15 protein-coding genes are annotated in these 17,548 nt (G+C 49.0%); 8 read left to right on the top strand and 7 right to left on the bottom strand.

The genetic code is table 11. The features are described from left to right. Positions 1 to 193: 193 nt before the first annotated feature. From SB752_RS09190 to SB752_RS09175, 4 genes are all read left to right on the top strand, one after another. Positions 194 to 1,492 carry a nucleotide sugar dehydrogenase gene (locus SB752_RS09190; RefSeq protein ID WP_410715360.1) on the top strand — a complete coding sequence of 433 codons (1,299 nt, stop codon included), beginning with the start codon at positions 194 to 196 and terminating at the stop codon, positions 1,490 to 1,492. 159 nt (positions 1,493 to 1,651) lie between these two features. Further along, on the top strand, positions 1,652 to 2,239 hold the full coding sequence (locus SB752_RS09185) for a sigma-70 family RNA polymerase sigma factor (RefSeq protein ID WP_410715359.1): 588 nt from the start codon (positions 1,652 to 1,654) through the stop codon (positions 2,237 to 2,239). Continuing rightward, positions 2,218 to 2,997 carry a DUF4179 domain-containing protein gene (locus SB752_RS09180; protein ID WP_410715358.1) on the top strand — a complete coding sequence of 260 codons (780 nt, stop codon included), beginning with the start codon at positions 2,218 to 2,220 and terminating at the stop codon, positions 2,995 to 2,997. Before SB752_RS09185 ends, SB752_RS09180 begins: the two co-directional genes overlap by 22 nt. Positions 2,998 to 3,100: 103 nt before the next feature. Then, positions 3,101 to 3,301: a cold-shock protein gene (locus tag SB752_RS09175; RefSeq protein WP_410715357.1), complete on the top strand. Its 201-nt coding sequence runs from the start codon at positions 3,101 to 3,103 to the stop codon at positions 3,299 to 3,301. Between the two features lie 142 nt (positions 3,302 to 3,443). On the opposite strand, the gene SB752_RS09170 is transcribed toward SB752_RS09175, so the two are convergent. Then, a complete protein-coding gene (locus SB752_RS09170; protein WP_410715356.1) occupies positions 3,444 to 4,271 on the bottom strand; it encodes a M55 family metallopeptidase in 828 nt (275 codons plus the stop codon). A 150-nt stretch (positions 4,272 to 4,421) separates the two neighbouring features. Then, positions 4,422 to 5,555, bottom strand: a complete 1,134-nt coding sequence (locus SB752_RS09165; RefSeq protein ID WP_410715355.1) for a glycosyltransferase — start codon at positions 5,553 to 5,555, stop codon at positions 4,422 to 4,424. A gap of 202 nt (positions 5,556 to 5,757) precedes the next feature. Between SB752_RS09165 and SB752_RS09160 the strand changes: the two genes are divergently transcribed. Next, complete coding sequence (locus SB752_RS09160) at positions 5,758 to 7,119, top strand: glycosyltransferase (RefSeq protein WP_410715354.1); 1,362 nt, start codon at positions 5,758 to 5,760, stop codon at positions 7,117 to 7,119. 193 nt (positions 7,120 to 7,312) lie between these two features. Then, positions 7,313 to 8,461 carry an MFS transporter gene (locus SB752_RS09155; RefSeq protein ID WP_410715463.1) on the top strand — a complete coding sequence of 383 codons (1,149 nt, stop codon included), beginning with the start codon at positions 7,313 to 7,315 and terminating at the stop codon, positions 8,459 to 8,461. Positions 8,462 to 8,502: 41 nt separating this feature from the next. Here SB752_RS09155 and SB752_RS09150 read toward each other — a convergent pair whose 3' ends face one another. From SB752_RS09150 to SB752_RS09140, 3 genes are read right to left on the bottom strand one after another with little or no spacing between them, the layout of a single operon-like run. Next, complete coding sequence (locus SB752_RS09150) at positions 8,503 to 9,321, bottom strand: hypothetical protein (protein ID WP_410715353.1); 819 nt, start codon at positions 9,319 to 9,321, stop codon at positions 8,503 to 8,505. Then, positions 9,314 to 10,942: a hypothetical protein gene (locus SB752_RS09145; RefSeq protein ID WP_410715352.1), complete on the bottom strand. Its 1,629-nt coding sequence runs from the start codon at positions 10,940 to 10,942 to the stop codon at positions 9,314 to 9,316. The genes SB752_RS09150 and SB752_RS09145 overlap by 8 nt, the downstream gene beginning before the upstream one ends. A gap of 4 nt (positions 10,943 to 10,946) precedes the next feature. Further along, positions 10,947 to 12,209 carry an O-antigen ligase family protein gene (locus tag SB752_RS09140; protein ID WP_410715351.1) on the bottom strand — a complete coding sequence of 421 codons (1,263 nt, stop codon included), beginning with the start codon at positions 12,207 to 12,209 and terminating at the stop codon, positions 10,947 to 10,949. A gap of 358 nt (positions 12,210 to 12,567) precedes the next feature. On the opposite strand from SB752_RS09140, the gene SB752_RS09135 reads away from it, so the two are divergent. After that, entirely contained in the window at positions 12,568 to 14,205 is a 1,638-nt protein-coding gene (locus SB752_RS09135; RefSeq protein WP_410715350.1) for a polysaccharide biosynthesis protein, read from the top strand. A gap of 59 nt (positions 14,206 to 14,264) precedes the next feature. On the opposite strand, the gene SB752_RS09130 is transcribed toward SB752_RS09135, so the two are convergent. Continuing rightward, positions 14,265 to 15,113: a class I SAM-dependent methyltransferase gene (locus SB752_RS09130; RefSeq protein ID WP_410715349.1), complete on the bottom strand. Its 849-nt coding sequence runs from the start codon at positions 15,111 to 15,113 to the stop codon at positions 14,265 to 14,267. A 20-nt stretch (positions 15,114 to 15,133) separates the two neighbouring features. After that, a complete protein-coding gene (gene csaB / locus SB752_RS09125; protein WP_410715348.1) occupies positions 15,134 to 16,237 on the bottom strand; it encodes a polysaccharide pyruvyl transferase CsaB in 1,104 nt (367 codons plus the stop codon). A 375-nt stretch (positions 16,238 to 16,612) separates the two neighbouring features. Here csaB and SB752_RS09120 point away from each other — a divergent pair, with 375 nt between their 5' ends. Further along, entirely contained in the window at positions 16,613 to 17,536 is a 924-nt protein-coding gene (locus tag SB752_RS09120; RefSeq protein ID WP_410715347.1) for a 50S ribosomal protein L11 methyltransferase, read from the top strand. The last annotated feature ends 12 nt before the right edge of the window (positions 17,537 to 17,548 follow it).

Here is a 17,548-nt window from a genome sequence, read left to right as displayed (position 1 = left end):
AGAGGCCAAGCCTAGACTATGAGCATGGGGAGGAACCGCCTTGGAAACTTTATACAAGGTCCTCATAGGATTGTGCGTCGTATTTATTGCAGCAGGTGTTTACTACCTGTCGTAAGCAGATTGTAACCTGGCCCTGTAACTATTCGTAGTTGCCTGGACCTTACCTAGAGAACGTGAAAGAGGAGATACGAGAATGACTCAGCCTGTACGCGTAGCTGTTGTAGGATTGGGGTTTGTTGGCTTACCGTTGGCGCTTACCTACGCTATGAAGGGAGCAAATGTCGTCGGTGTCGATGTCGTACCTCACGTTGTTGATGAGATCAATGCGGCCCGTTCCCATCACCTGGAGTCCTATCAGGGAAAGACACTAGCAGAAATTCTTCGCGAGCAAATTGAAGCAAAACGCTTCCGGGCGACGACTTCTTATGAAGAGGCTGCAGCGGAAGTAAATCACTATATTGTAACAGCGGGCTTGCCCGTTCATAATGGCGATCCTGATCTCGGACCGTTGAAAAACTGTGCGCACACCTTGGGTAGCGTACTGAAAAAAGGCGATTCAGTCATGATTCGCAGTACAGTCGTACCAGGAACAACGCAAGAGGTAGTCCTGCCGATTTTGGAAGAAGTGAGCGGTCTTACAGCAGGATTTGATTTTTACTTGACCTATTGCTCAGAGCGCATTGCCGAAGGACGAGCTTTCGAAGAGTTCATCCATATGCCGCTTGTACTCGGCGGAATTAATGAGGAAAGCGTTGTAAAAGGAAAAGAGCTGCTCTCCTTTATTAATGAAACAGAAATTACGATTTCGGACATTCGGGTTGTAGAAACAGCGAAGGTCATTGAAAATATTCAGCGCGACGTAAATATTGCAATGGTTCAGGAATTCGCCCGTTTTTCCGAGGCGTTTGGCATCGATACGTTCGAGCTGATCAAGGTTGCCAATACACATACGCGTGTGAACCTGTTGACGCCAGGACCGGGTGTAGGCGGCTTCTGCTTGCCTAATGCGCTTTACTATCTCCAACCAAAAGCGCGCGAGCTAGATGTGGCACTTCCGCTGATGCAGCAAGCTCGCTGCACGAATGACGCTGTTCCTGAGGTTCTGATCGGCATGCTGGAAAAAGCATTGCAAGAAAAAGGCAAGACACTGGCAGGCAGCCACGTAGCTGTTTTGGGGATGGCCATGAAGGACTTCTCCAATGACGACCGTGTCAGCCCTGTTCATGACATGATCAAGCTTCTTTTGGCAAAGGGCGTAGATGTGCGTTCGTACGATCCTGCTGTGCCGACCGCATACGAGCACAAGACAAGCAGTCTGGAGCAAGCAGTCAAAGGAGCAGACGCATTATTCCTGACAGCTGTACAAAAAGAATTCGCAGAAGCAGATTGGGCGGCTATCGCAAGCCAAATGTCTGACTCCCCCATCCTGTTCGATACGAAAAACCGCATCTCTGGCGAATTGCCTAGCCATGCTACGCTGATTCGCATCTAAGTTGCGCAAACTATTCAAGAGACTCTTACCGAAAACTTCTATAAACGTGCTACGGTGCGTTTATAGAAGTTTTTTTTGCAAAAAAAAGTTTGCAAACAAGTGAACGATTCAAAGTGAGAGAGCCAATACATGGTGTATACAATTTCAGGGGGCCCTCCGATGAATGATCAAATGTTAGACATATGGTTGGACCGATTGATGGATGGAGACCAGGAAGCATTTGAAGTGGTCTACAGCCTGACACGTACGAAAATCTACGGTACGGTGGCAGCCATGGTCAGTAATAAAGAAGATGTACACGATATCGTAAACGAAATTTACTATCAGCTGTGGAGAGCGTTGCCGAGCTACGACCGCAACAGGCCGTTTCTCTTCTGGCTGAATGGGATTGTCATCAGGCAAGTCAAAAACTGGCGTAGACAAATATGGAGAAGATTCCGTTTGCTTGAGCGGAAAAACCGCTTGCGTGAAGAACCACATGTCGAGACGCCGGATGAACCTTTGCTGGAAACAGAAGCATCACAAGAAATGCAACGCGCGATTATGGCACTGCCTTTTAAGCTGAGGATCGTCATTCTCTATCGATATTACTACGAGTACTCTTACGATCAGATTGGCGAATTGCTTCAGATTCCATCAGGTACTGCCAAATCGAGAAGTCATCTGGCGTTAAAGCGCATACGAGCATGGTTCAACACCGAAATGGACGGGGAGGAACTCCAACAATGTCTATCTCCAAAAAGCTGAAAAAATCATTAGCAAACCAAATAGAGAAAACCGTGGTTCCGGAAGAGCTCAACGAACAAATCAGAGCTTCCTTTCTTCGCTACCACGAAAAAAAGGAGAAGTTTTCGATGAAAAAAAGAGTCCTAACGATATGCTTGGCTGCTGCGATCTTGCTTCCAACAGGAGTGTACGCCGCACTGAACAGCTCCTCTTATTTTACGGGAGAGAACAATTTGAACGGACTGGTCAATGAGGGTGTCAAACGCGCGGTAAGCGAGGGGCTGTCTGTCCCGATCGATCAAAAAATAACGGATCAAGGCATTTCCATTCATTTTAAAGAAGTGTACGTAGAGGATACGAAAATCCTCATCCATTACAGCATTGAAAAAGAAGATGGCGGGCTGGTTCCTTTCGAGTTCGATACGTCTGGTCTGGATGTGATCTCGGGCGAGCCAGAGGGCAGCAAGTATGTGGAGAACCCAACCTACCAGGAAAAAGGCGTAGAAGGATTTAGTGTATTGGGCTTTATCGGAACAGCTCGGGAAGACAACATTCCATATTATTTGACAGATGCTGAAGGCAAAGAAATCATTACGGGAATTGCGGACCATGATCGACCAGAAGGCATTCTCGCGTTTGTGACAGATGGAAGCAAGCTGCCACAGTCAATTACGCTGAACGTTGATGCCAATCGGATCGGAAAAACAAAAGGAAAATGGAGTGGAAAGGTAGTCATCGATCAAAGCAAGGCGAAAGAAGCGACAAAGGTCGCGAAGTAATAAAATGCTCGGAAAAAAGTATAAGAACTAGTTTAGCTGGGGATACTAGCAGGGTAAGACAAAATTTCAACTTCATGTTATGGGTACATGCTAGGAGGCTAAAATGGAACGTGGTAAAGTAAAGTGGTTTAACAGTGAAAAAGGCTTTGGCTTTATTGAGCGAGAGGGCGGCGAGGATGTATTCGTCCACTTCTCCGCAATTCAGGGCGACGGATTTAAAACATTGGACGAGGGACAAGAGGTTACATTTGACGTAGAAAATGGTCAACGTGGCCCTCAAGCGACGAACGTTCAAAAAGCATAAAACCGACACCGACAAACAGACTCAGAAATTGAGTCTGTTTTTTTCATACGAAGGGAAGACGCAAATTAAGCACCAGAATGTTAAAAAGGAGGGCACAAGCCCGCCTGATGACGAGCCTGTGCCCTCCTTTTTGTTTACATGATTAGAAAAACTCAGCGCCGCCGGCTAGGTTCAGCATGGCACGCATCGTTTTATACATATCCTGTTGATTGGACGTACTGTAGTACAAGGTGTTCGTTTCCGTCTCATAGCGAGTGCCTGGAACAATTGCGGCCAGCTCAGCTTGTCCCGCGTGAGAAAATTCAACGGCAAGCTCCAGCGGGAGCGAGGTGCGGTACGGCTGAATTTGCTTCAGGCTGCCAAGTGCAAGCGCGGTTTGACGCTTCAACTCAGCAGTTGCTTCCTCGCGGGATAAACAGATGGCTGCTGTACGGGACACAGCTTCTTTCACGATGGCTGTATGGATGCCTGGAATCAAGTCACCCGCTTCTTTAGCGATGAGATTGTCACCGGAAACCATCACTACCGGAACATTGTACATGCCAGCATAGGCTGCGTTGAATCCGAATTCGCCGACGATTTGTCCATTGATATACATGTTGCGGATGACGCCTGACATCGTATGGCTGAGTACACCTGGAATGCCCTGACGTGTGTGGTACCCGATGAACATAGCTGCATCAAAGCTTTCATCCAAGCCCTGTACCATCGAGGAATCGCGGGGGGTACCTGCCAAAAGCTTAGCTTTTGGATGAAGAGACTCCCACAAAATGTTGTTCATAGTATTATGGCTGTCGGCTACGAGAATGTCCGTTACGCCATTTTCCAGAGCGGCTTCAATAACAGCGTTGGCGTCAGCTGTCATGAATTGGCGTCCACGCTGATAATTGACTCCAGAATCAGGGTTGATGTAGCTGGTGTCAACAATGCCGGAGATACCTTCCATGTCTACTGATAAAAATAGCTTCATCTTTTTCATCCTCTCACATGCGAATCAAAATCGTTCCAATTCTATGTAACCAGATTGCGAGAAAGTAGGCAACCATGAAAACTGATTCTTCAAACAAAAGCAGCAAGGAAAAAAGCACGACAACGCTGCAAAAAGCGAGTCGTGCTCTTGTTACTTCAACAGCTTGCGGTAGAGGGCAACAATTTTTTCTGTCATTTGCTGGATCGTGAACGTATCCTCGACTTTTTTCAAAGCGCGGCTTGTGAGTCTGTCACGCAGCTCTTCCGAAGCGTACAGTTCTTGCATGGCGTTCGCCAATAAGCCGGGATTGCCGGGCTCTACGACTAACCCGGTCTCCCCTTGAAAGACGAATTCCTTCACACCACCCACATTGCTTGCGACTACAGGCACCTCCGAAGCCATGGCCTCGATGATTGTGTAGCCAAGCCCTTCGTACAGGGAAGAATGAACAAAGCCGTCTAGCGCATGAAGACAAGTAGGGATGTCCTGGCGAAAGCCGGTAAACCGGACATGGGACTCCAAATTCAGCTCTCGTACCTTCGCTTCCAAAAGGCCTCGCTCTGCACCGTCGCCAATCATGACGAGAAAAGGAGCTTTTTCCTCTTCACGCACAACCTGTGCAAATGCATCGAGGAGAATAGGCAATCCTTTTACCGGAACGAAGCGAGCTACCGTACCAAACAAAAAGACGTCATCGGGAATGTCCCACTCGGCTCGGAGCAGGCTTCGATCGGAAGCGCGGTTCTGCTCTTGGCGGTAAGGAGATATGTCCATCCCGTTGTAGATGACACTGACATCAGAGGCAGGAACACCATGTCCGCGAAGATTTTCAGCGAGAGCCCTACTAACGGCAATATAATGCCGGTTCCAGAGTCTGGTCCCTCGTTCCATGATGCTCACGATCACATAGGCGAGTGCACTCGAATAATCGTAACGCAGGGCACTGTGAACGGTTGTCACGAGGGGCACATTCATACCGCGTGTGGCCAGCCGCGAAAAAAAGTTGGCTTTAATTCCATGCGTATGAATGATAGCCGGTTGAAACGAGAAAAACGTACTCCGCAGGGCACGGAGCAGTCGTACATCGAATCGCCCGAATTGATTCAGTGTGATGACCGTAATTCCTGTCTCTCGCAGTTTGCTCGCAAAAAGAGAGTCATAGAAACAAACTACTGCTACTTCTACTTCGTCCACAGGGAAGGTAGAGACCAAATTCAGTATATGTTGTTCCGCACCGCCAAATTCCCCCCCGCCAATCACGTGGAGGACTCGTAATTTGCTCATGTAAATTCACCCGAATCGTAATAAGAAAACCTCGATCGCAGTGGGCGCATATATAAAAAAAGCGCCTCTGTTCAAGAGGAAAGAAATGCCGAAACAAAACGAAGCCATTTTCACTATAGCAGATGCAAGGTAGATTCGCAATAAGACAGCACTTGTGGTATCGTTTATGAAGGAAAAGACAACGTGAAGGACGGTTACAGAAATGAATACGCGCAATGTGTTGATTATATGCTACAACTTCCCTCCAATCGGTGGTGGCGGCGTCCCGAGGCCACTCAAAATGGCAAAATATTTGGGGGAATACGGCTGGGGAGTGCATGTTCTTACAGTCGATCCTACCTACCATGCTACATTAGATCCGTCCTTGCTGGCACAATTGCCTAGTGAGGTATCGATTCATCGGGCAAAAGAGTGGTCTGTGTTCCCACGAGGTGGACAAGCAGCACAGCCTGACGCTGCCCCTGCTGCTGCGAGTGATGACGCAGCGGCTCCTCGAGTCTCTATGAAATCGCAAGTCAAGAAGCAGCTCGTTCAAGTATTAAAAAAGGCGAAGCCGTACCTTATGATTCCTGACGATCAAATACTGTGGATGCCAGGTGCGCTTAAAGTGGGTCGGGAAATCATGCGTCGTGAAAAGATCGATGTCATTTTTTCTACATCGGGCCCAGTGACGAATCATCTTGTGGCACGAAGGCTTGCTAGTGAGTTTTCTTGCAAATGGGTTGCGGATTTCCGCGATCCATGGACGCAAAACATGCATACCTCGGGAATCGCCTGGCGTGAAAAATGGGAACAGCGCATGGAGGAGCAGGTCATGGCTGATGCCGATGCGGTCACCACAGTCACGGCAACCTTTGCAACGAACTTCCTGAAGAAGCACAAGCAGCGGATCAAGCGCATGGAGCTTATCTACAACGGGTTCGATCAGGGTGATTTTGAAGGATTGGAGCCAAGCTATGAGGTTCCGGGCAAATTCCATGCCGTATATGCAGGCATCCTGTACAAAAAAAGAAATCCTCGTCTCCTCCTCCAGGCGATTCGAGAATTGATCGATGCAGGCGAAGTTAATCAAAAGGATCTCTTGCTCAGCTTTGCTGGTGTCTTTGATTATCCGGGCTATTCCGAAAACCGCGACTGTGTGGAAGCGCTCGGACTCGGAGAAAATGTCCGGGTGCTCGGAAATCTGCCGCACAAGCAGGCGCTTGGATTGATGAAGGGCGCGGACGCCCTGCTTTTAATTGGCGATGTCTCTGCAGATGCTGGTGCCTACATTCCGGGCAAGCTCTATGAGTACATGGGCATCGGGAATCCGATCCTCGCGCTGAATAAGCCAGGCGAAGCGACCGAGATCATTAAAAACTTCCGCTTGGGACAGGTAGCGGACCCTGAGCAAAAGGATGCGATCAAGCGTGCGTACCTGGAGTTGTACAAAGAGTGGAAGATAAGCGGTCAGACGAATGGGGAAGATCGCGGATCGGACTTTGCCGAGAGGGTTAGACCGTATGAGCGCCGCGAACAAGCGAGACAGCTTGCAAAGCTGATGGATGAATTGATCTCCAACTAAATAAAGGAAAGCAAGCCTCGGAGCCGCCAGTGGTTGCGGGGCATTTTTCAACGTATAGGAATTTATAAGCGGGATGCTTATGAATTCCGGAGCGCATGGAAACTTTCCGCTATAGAGCGGTCGCTCTTCCTTGAGGAAGCCTCGATAGAGGTTTTCTTATAAAAAACCATTGTGGGTGAGATGAAAGGTGAACATGGGAATTACTAGCTTACGCGCGTACAATTTTTTCTATTTTTCTTTGTTATCCATCTTCATATCGTTTTTGCCGGTCTACCTCACTTATCGAGGCGTAACACCCGCCCAGATTGGCATTTTAATTGGTGTCGGCTCCTTCATCGGCATATTGTCTCAGCCATTTTGGGGAATGGTAAGCGATCGTTATAAAACAATCAAGAGAGTCATTTTGTTTACACTCGGCTTCTCCATCGTAGCAGGTGTGCTCTTATTTATTTCTGCTCCGTTTTACTTGCTGTTTCTACTCGTTGGGGCTATGTACTTTTTCTTGCTTCCGACTGACCCGTTAACCGAAAGTCTTAATTTTCGGATTGCGGAAAAGCACGCGATCAGCTTTGGCTCCATCCGCACGTTTGGTGCGATCGGCTACGCCACGGCTTCCCTGATCATTGGATGGACGATTGATTTGGTCGGAATGGAGCAGCTGGTCTGGCTTTTCCTCGGCTATGGCATACTGGCATTTATATTTATCGCAGTAGTCTCTGACGCTCCGGCGAGCGGTAAAAAGCTGTCATGGAATGAGTTGAAGCAGTTTTTTCTCTATCGCAAGACATTGCGTTTTTTTCTGCTTGTATTGCTTGCAGCAACCCCGCACCGCACGAATGACAGCTTTCTCGGCGTTTATGTGCAAAGTCTGGGAGGGAGCACCGGTGACGTTGGGCAGGCATGGTTTTTGGCAGCGATGAGCGAGGTCGCCTTTTTTGCCATCAGCGCCAGAATTTTGAGCCGTTGGAGTGAAATTAAGCTGATTATGGTCGCTTCCGCTCTTTATACGATCCGTTATTTCCTTTGTGCGATCGTGCCGTCAGCCGAGTGGGTCGTTTACTTGCAGCTAATGCAGGGGATTACCTTTGTCATCTTTTACACGGCAACGATTCAATATTTGTACAAAATCATACCGGAAGAATGGAAAGCTACGGGACAAACCGTCCTGGCGGTGTTGTTCTTCGGGATTTCTGGGATTATCGGATCGATCGCTGGAGGTTGGGTCTTTCAGCAATTGGGAGGATCTGCTCTCTACATGGCGATGGGTGGCTTTTCGTTGGTTGCCTTCGCGTACAGTCTGTTTTTATGGAAGTCAAATGGGGTAGGCGAACGAATAGGTTAACGAAAAAAGGATCTGACTGTAAAAGCCAGATCCTTTTTGCTTTAGTACAACAAATATTTTTCGACGTCTTCAGGCTCACTGAGGTTGATGCCGCCTGTATCGCCGTACTTGAACATGTTGAAATGAACTTGCTGGTCCATCGTTCCTGCCCCTGGGAGCGGCAAAATGATCCAGGTCTCATACTGGTGAATCAAGTGGTCTTCCTTGCCGAACCAGAACGTCGTCTTGATCGTGGATTCCTTCAGGATGTAATCCAGATCAGGACGGTTGCCGAGTTGCTTTTTCAATGGCTCGAGCAGAGGGCTTTTGCTCGTTTTCAACCAATCTGCTCCAGTCATTTTTAATTGGAACGGAACAGAGAGGACGCCAATTATTTTTTCGTCTGGCAGCTGGACAGCCTGATCCATAAAGGGCAGCCAGTCATCAAAGCCTGCAAGCACATCAAAAGGGAGAGGCTCGTCTGTTGCAGTCACCCAATTGTCGTTTGCACGGATGTAGTGCTTGTCGTTGACGCGATAGTACGAATAAGGCTGAGCTGCGATGCGGGCATCCACATTGTAGCCTTTGCCGTTGATTACCGCACCGCTGAACATACTCGTCGTCGAGCGAGAGAGAATCATGTTCTTGACATGCCCCTTGTACCAATACGTTTGCGCCTTTTTATCCGTTTTTGCATTCGCTAATGCGTTTTTCAGCCACTCGGCACCCGATTCGGTTTGGGCTGTGGTCGTTTTTTCAGGTGTGGTGCCAAAATTGGTGGTGGCAAATGCCTTTGTTCCTGACTCGTATGTGCAGCCGCCGAGTAGGGACGCCGTGCAAATGGCAGCCAGCAATGCCCATGCCTTCGTCGATTTACGCATGACGAAACCTCCTTACCACGCCATATCCTAGCAGTCCGACAAAAATGATGATCGTCAGTGTCAGAACCGGAATATGATGCTGCTTGAACACGAGAATGCGATGTGTATTGTAAATGCTGGCGACGATTTCGTTTTCATTGTCGCCATCGATATCACCAATTTGTACATTGATCAGCGGCAAGTAAATCCGCCAGTTTTCTTTTAACCCATCAGGTGTGTATTCAAAGCCGGACAAGTAGCGAGTATCGTGACTGCTAACCCAGCTTCTGGCCTTTGCTACGATTTCTGGCTGCTTATTACCGCCGATCGCAGCAAAGTTGGAGAAGCGGAAGCTCTTATCCTTTTCGCCGCTAGCCCACTTGATATCCCATGTGCCATCAGGCATCGGCTTCAAGATGTAGGACGGCGTAGCTGCCACTAACAGCTCGTCTACCTTGTCGTTATCGATATCGCCAGGAATGAATTCTCCTGTCGCGAGCTCAGCTTGCTTACGCGTCAAGGTGTATGCTTCTGTAAGGGAACCATCTGGCTCTACAACCATTACGCTCAGATGCTCGCCCATAATGATCAGACCTTCACGACCATCCGGCACCATCATCGTTGTAAGAATTTTGGTTGCTTTTGTCGTGCCTGCAAAAGCCTTGCCATCGTAGGTTCCAGTCAGGATACCGTCCTTGATATGCAAATCCTTGTAGTTTTTCCCGAGCTCATGGCGAACGTCCATACTGCCTTTATTTTCTTCCAGCTTATCGGCGATGTTGGCCATGTCCAGCATGAAAGCACGGTAAGGCGCCGTTCCGATTTGCAGCATACCTTCGGCGTACGGCTGACGTTGTACGTTCGGTACGAGCTGATCGTCCTTCATGGTGTAATACGGGAACCCAGGGTAGTCAGTTGGCAATTTTTCCTTGATTAGCTCCAGCGTTTCAGGGGAAATCTGATCATTTGGCATGCGCACCATTTTGCCGTCTTGCCAGGTCAGTACGTAAAGGGTGACAGGCTCAGCATGCAAATGGCGCAGCTTTTCTGCCAAAGCTTTCTTTTCTTCCTCTGTTTCCGGTTTTTCTACCTTTTCAGGCAGTGGGAGTTCTTCAGCATTTCCGTAAGTGACGATCTCCATTTTGCCGTCATTGTTGACATCGTACAGGGCCATTGGGAAATAATCGACCCACTCACCGTTGTACAGGCGATCGGATTCATATTGAATCGTAAAGTGATTCAAGGCTTTGAGTGTATCCCGATTAAAGGTTACATTCACGAGCACAGCGATGAGCACAAGGGCACCAACAGCACGCCAATTCAGACGCCCATACCACTTGACTAGCAATGCCACGACAATGACAGCTACAGCTCCGCTAATGACCAAGGTTGCCGTCGTCCTTATGTTGACACGAGTCAGGGCAAGGTCCAAAAGCAGGAAGCCGATGGTAAATACGAGCACCTGGCGCCGTTCCGACGGGCGGATAATATAGTAGCAAAGTGCCAGCAAGGGTAAAAATATAAGCAAAGCGATCCAGCTCAAATCAAGGAACGCTGGCTTGACGAGCAAATGGTAAATCAGAAACAGGGCAATGGCGTACAGCGCCCAGCTCAGTGTGGATAAAATAGGATTGCGGCGCATGGGTTCACCACCTTTTTGTTTGTGTCTGGTCGGCGAATAACGCGCAAAGGAAGCCACCAAACAGCCAGAAATAGAGAGCCATGAATGGCACCTCGAAAATGTTTTCCGCGAAATTGTGCGCAGCTACTGCGACCAGTCCTCCGAGTACGCCAAGGACAGGGAAGAAGTGCGGCGAGCCGTGCATCTTGCTGACCGCTCGTGCGCTGTAGCGGAGCATGGTGAGGATCAGACCAACGAGCATGATGGTCCCGATCAACCCGTATTCAGCCAGGCTCTTGAAGAAGTAGCTGTCGGTGTAAGTCGTTCCAAAGCGTCTCGCTGCAACTGCTCCGCCATGGTGGCCAAGCCCGGCGCCAAAGAGCGGCTCCACCCGCATCTGGTCATACGCTTTGCCCCAACGTTCGACACGACCACCTTGACTGCTTGCATAGAAGTAGTCAGAAGTAAACAAGGTAAAGATACGGTTTTTGACAGTACCTACCATCGGAACGGACTCAGGCACAAAGAATAGGGCTACCATGCCGATGATCCCAGCCAGAACGAGATAGCCGGCGATCCGTTTTTTCCAAATGTAGCAGCAGACAAAAATAGCAAACGCCAGAGCAAACCAAGCTCCGCGTGAGCCAGTCAGGAGCAAAGCGAGCAATGAGGTCAGTGTGATGGCAGCCCAGAGCCACTTTTCTATGCGTTTGGGTGCTTTCATAAACAGGCCCGCTGCAACTGGCACAATCAACGCCATGTAGCTTCCGAGAACGTTCGGACTGGTGACGAAGGAAAAGGCACGCGTAGTAATCGCTTCGCCTTCCTGTACCCATGCTTCAGGTGTTTTTACACCTACCACAACCTGCAAGACACCGTACGCACCAGCTACAAAGCCGATCAGCACAAGTCCTTTCAAAAGCTTGTCCAGATCTTCAACAGACTTTAATAAATAAAAGCCCATTAAAAAGGCGATCAGATACTGGTAGACAGAGCGGAACCCTTCCACACTTGCCTGCCAGTTTGTCATGTCCGTAACCGTCAAGGCCAGACCCAGGACAAAAAAGGCGCTGAGCAAATGCTTGATTCCAGGCATGGTTCGATTCGTTTGCAAGAAAGCACCAAACGTAAACACCAGCAGGATGATGAGCAGAGCCTCATCCCAAAAAGACGAAACGACTGGAATCGGTAGAATTTTCCGCATGACAAAATCAATTACCGGATAGGCCAATAACAAATACAACCACGTAGTTGATTGGCTTCCCCACTTCAACACGGTTTCTCTCATTTTGATTGTAGTCCTCCTACACGCAGGGATTAACCCATCCATTATAATGAATACTTCATCCAAGTAGCAAGCCGGGCGGGAAAGAGGTTGGTAGGAATACTAGAAATAAGATATGATAGCAAGTGGTTAAAGCTGTTCACAGCAGGCTGTCCCCAGTATTCCTGTCAAATTCCATCGTTATACCTGTTTGCTGGAACGGTGATTTGATAGTAGGATAGAGAGTGGGTTCATGTCGATAGTGGCAAGCCTTACGTTTGGGATATAAGAGGATGTTCAAAAAAGTCCGGGAAGCATCTAGCGTATCGAGGTGTCGACACATTCCCTTTTTGAACGGGCTCTATAAGCAAAGGAGTTACCCATGCTGAAAAAAAGTCATTTTCTCGCAGGTGCGTTGATCTTAGCTATTGCGGGGATTTTGTCAAAAGTGATCGGGATGTTTTATCGTATCCCGCTCCAGGAAATCGTAGGTGATAATGGTCTTGGGCTCTATCAGGAGGTTTATCCACTTTACCTCACCTTCCTGATCCTCGCCACGGCGGGTGTGCCCGTGGCCTTGTCCAGAGTGATCGCGGAAGCATTAGCGGAAGGAAAGCAAAATTCGGTCGGTCAGATTCTTGCTCGCAGCATGGTGATGATGGGGGCAATCGGAATTGTCTTGTTTGCCATCCTGTACGTGAGCTCTCCACTGATTGCCAAATTGATGGGCAATCCGCATCTGGTGGAGCCGATCCGTGCCATATCGCTCTCCTTGCTGTTTGTTCCATTGATTGCGGTCATTCGCGGTTTCTTTTACGGTCATCAAAAAATGTTGTATGTAGGTCTTTCCCAAATCGTAGAGCAGACGCTGCGGGTGGCTTTTATCCTGATTGCGTCCATGTATCTCGTTTCACTCGGAGAGGATACAGATACGGTCATTACGGGCGTCAATTTCGGTACAATGATCAGTACACTGCTAAGCCTCGGTTTTCTGGCGCTTTTGATGTGGCTGCATAACCGGAAAAACTCGGTATTTACAGGAGCACAGTGGAGCCGATTGGACTATTGGTATGATCGGTCCTTCTTCCAATCCATGTGGCGCATTGCCTGGCCGATTTGTGTCAGTGCGCTAGTTATTCCGATCTTTAGCTTGACCGACTCGTTTCTTGCGATCAACATTTTCCGCTACATATGGAATGTCGATGGCTTGACGGCAGATACGTGGTTCGGGATTTACAGCCGGGGTGGTCCACTGCTCCAAATGGCGAGTTTGTTCGGTTCCTCAATTGCCCTCTCGATCGTGCCTGCTATCGCTGAGGCGAAGAGACAAGGGGATGAGGAGCGCGTCACGACGCTTACCAAGCTGTCACTGCGTTTCGCCTGGCTTATTGGTCTTCCGGCAGGTCTCGGTCTCACAGCCGTGGCTGAGGGCGCCAACCTGGCTCTGTACGGAGACATGGAAGGGACACGCGCAATGGCGATTCTAGGCGTCACAGCGATTCCGTTGTCATTGCTTTTGGCTACGAACGGTATTTTGCAAGGAGTAGGCAAAGAAAAAATTCCTGCGCTTCATTTGTTGTATGGTGTTTTGGTCAAGGTCGGAACGACACTGTTATTTACCTCGTTCTTGGGGATGGATGGTCTCTCGCTCTCGTGGCTGTGTGCGACAGCTTTTGTATGTGTGCTCAATATGCGGGCGATCAAAAAACTCGTCGTTGTACCTATCAACTGGCGTTTTGACACGCTGTATCCGCTCCTGGTAGCGAACCTGATGCTGCTTTTGGCATGGGGTGCTACAGAGGCAGTCGGCTTTTTGCTCGCAGGCAAAGAAAAGGTTCGTCTTTTGGGAGCAATGGAAACGATGGCAGGGGTAGGAGTAGGGCTGGTCGTCTATCTGGGACTGTTGCTCCTCATTCCGTTGATTGAAGACAAGGAGCTGGACTGGCTGCCGGGTGGCAATAAATTGCGCAGCTTTATGAATACGATCCGAAAAAAGCAGGCTTCGTCGAAAGCTCAATAAACAAACGAAAAGCCCCTTTCTCCAAATGATCAGGAGGAAGGGGCTTTCTGCGTAAGGTACTATTGTTTTTGATACACACATACGACCATTTTGACAAAGAACTCTCGGAATCCAGGGAGGTTTGCTAACCCTTTCAACTGATTGCGGAGAGGGATTTCCCGTTCATAGACAGCAGGCTGCACGACACCTTGCTGGATTCTGCGAAACCGCTTGATCGTCATCTGGTTGATGTAGGAGATCGTGTCACTGCCATCAGGACGTTTGTCAAAGCGGAAAGAAATCCGATCAGAGCCGTCCGGCAGATCGCGTACGAGTTGTTTGTAAGCATCGATCAAGGCTTGCTCCGAAAAGAGAGCGTGGACCCAAGGAATTCCGATGGCATCGGATAAATGCGCGCCGTATGGATGGTAGTACGGCGGGAAATTAATGTAGAGGTGGCCGCCTGGCTTCAAGATACGGAAGCATTCGTCCAGTGTTTTTTCCGGCTCGCCTACGTGTTCCATCGCATCGTTCATGATAATCGTGTCAAAGGTGTTGTCTGCGTAGGTCATGTTGGCAGCATCACCTGTTACGAAGGAAACGACGTCATACAGCCCTTTTTGCTTTGCAAAGGCATTCCCTTCCTCGGCATAGTGAGGAACGATGTCGATCCCAATCATTTTTTTTGGACCAAAGGTAGCGTAATAGCAGGTTTTGCCACCGCCGCCACAACCAATATCAAGGACTGTTTTATCTCTGAACATTTGCTCTTGACTGTGAAAGGGGAGGAAGAATTGAATCGTCTGATCCCCTTTTTGAAATTGCCATTCTGTATAGCTCATTTCCCCGTTGTTCGCTAGATTGAATGGATGAACGGGGAGCGGAAACATTCGATTTAAACCGATTAGCACTTGAGAGGAAATGGACATGGATGAGTCCTCCTTTCCGGTCAACTTTTTTTGCGAAGAGCTTGAAGCACCAATTCACTGCTTTTTGCAGCTTCTATTTCCAGCAGACGGGAGTGCTCCGTCACCACTTCGACTTCCTGTTCGAGCTTGTCCAGTCGCTGCTCGAGCAATTGCAGCAGGGAGACTTCATCCAGCTGCGTAATATGTCCGGCATTTGGCATACCGGCACGCTCGACAAAACGATCGATTTTGGGATCGTAGGAAATGCCGATAAAAGGAGTGCGAAGCATACAGGCGAGAATCAGGGAATGGAGCCTCATGCCTACCACATAGTCACACTGCTTTAAGACGGACATGATATCATGGAAAGTAACCGGTGCATCGAGCAGACAGGCTCCTTGCTGTTCCATCTGTTCCATGATTTCACGAGAAGGAGCCAGATCGCTAGGCACATGCATAGGCAGGAACAAGACATTCCAGCCACGCAAAATGAACCAATCTGCCGCTTTGGCGATTGTTTGCTTAAACTGCTGCTCCTGCTTCCAATCGCGCACAGAAATAGCAACAAGCGGTTTGGACGGATCAGCGAACATGCCATCGAGTAGCTCGCGGCCGCGCTCATCCGAGACATCGTCAGGTGAAATCGTAAGAGCAGGGTCAGCCGTTATATGAATGGGCGCTTTTTTGACGCCACAAGCTTTGAAGTCTTCTCCTGACTCATAATCGCGAACCGTGATCACATCTACGCGATTCACGACGCGCTTGATCATGGTGCGACTGAGAGATTTGAGGATGGGTCCAAACCCCTGTGCGTAAAAAACCACGGGTTTGCCCAGTAGCTTGGCAATGGTGACGATGCCCAGGTAGTAGAGAACGCTACGTGGACTGGTTACGTCCTGCATCAAGGTTCCGCCGCCCATTACAAGCATGTCACTTCGCGAAAGCTCGCGGACGATGGTTCCGAAGCTCCAGCGGTTAAAAGCCTCAATCCCAAACAATTCCGCCGTCCGATCGGGCTGATTGGACAAGACGGCCAGAGAGATATTCGGTTGTTCCCGCTTGAGGGAGCTGATGATGCCGTAAAGGACCACATCGTCTCCGGCATTATTAAAGCCGTAGTACCCGGAGATGAGAATTCGCGACATGGAGTGAACCTTCTTTCTATATCAAACGTACAGGAAAAATACATTCTCAAGTATAATCGAGTAAACAAGGGGAAGTAAAGCAACCCTAGAACAAATAGAGGAAGCCCATTGCGAACATGCCGATGCCGAGAATAATCAAGGCAATCATGACAAAGTAAAGTCCTTTGTTTTTACGGCGTCGGTAAAAAAATTCGTCGAACATGGTTAACCTCCCTGCGGTAAAATAGTCCATTCTACTATCATACCATGTATCCTATCATCCTTGCCATCCGCAGATGAAAGTAAGAGAATCTCGTTGTAAGAAAGTACGCTTCTTGCTGGAACAGGCAAGTGACAGTTGAAACTGGAATACATGAAAAGGAGCGCTCAGAAAGCATGGAAAGTATGTGGCTAAAATACACCTTACTTGTCGAACCGGATATCGAAGACTTGTTTGTGGCAGAGGTTTTGACCAGTCCGTATACGTTAGGCTGGATTGAGCCGCAAATTGAGGTGCTCACGACAGAAAATGGATACGATTATGCTGAAAATACCGAAGGCCCTGTCGTTGGTTACTTGTTTGAGCCCGAGCAGGATAGCGAGGAAGAGCATGTGGCAAGGCTCAAAGACTACCTGACCCGCTGGGGCGCCAAAGTAACCTTAAAAGAGGTGCAGCTGGTTCCAGAGGAGAACGACTCGTGGAAAGAGGAATTTCGGGAAGTGCAAATCGGCGAGTGGTGGGTAGCGCCGACCTGGACAGATCCAGCCCTGCTGGAAAATGCGGAGCATGTGCTGTGGATTGACCCGGGGGCGGCATTCGGTACGGGCTATCATGGGACAACACAGGATATGCTGCTCTTTTTGCAAGAGCTGGAGCTCACAGACAAAACCGTGCTCGATATTGGTGCAGGCTCTGGCATTCTTACCTTGTACAGCGCCTTGAACGGGGCGAAGCAACCAGTCTGGGCGGTCGATATCAACTCCCAAAGCGAGTACCAGGTACGGGTCAATGCGTCCAACAATCACTTGCCGCAGGAAGCCGTGCAGGTTGTAATCGGGGATGCGCAGGAATCAGCTGTCGCGGATCAGCTCCCCAAGCAGGCAGATTTGATTTTGGTCAATATCGGAGGGGATGAAATTATCGCGATGCTCCCTGTGATCTCTGAGCTCATTTCTCCGGAGGGACTGGTGATTATATCCGGTATTGTTGATTGGAATCGTGAAGCTGTTCTTGCAGCGTACGAGGAAGCTGGCTTTACAGCGGCAGGGGAACGTCACTCAGACGAGTGGGTTACCCTTTTAATGAAGCAAAAAGGGTAGAACCATTTGTAA

Source organism: Brevibacillus sp. SIMBA_040 (assembly GCF_046535075.1).
In the GTDB taxonomy this organism is placed as follows: domain Bacteria; phylum Bacillota; class Bacilli; order Brevibacillales; family Brevibacillaceae; genus Brevibacillus.
Note: the sequence above shows the minus strand (reverse complement) of the source record. Positions and strands in the feature narration are given on the sequence as shown.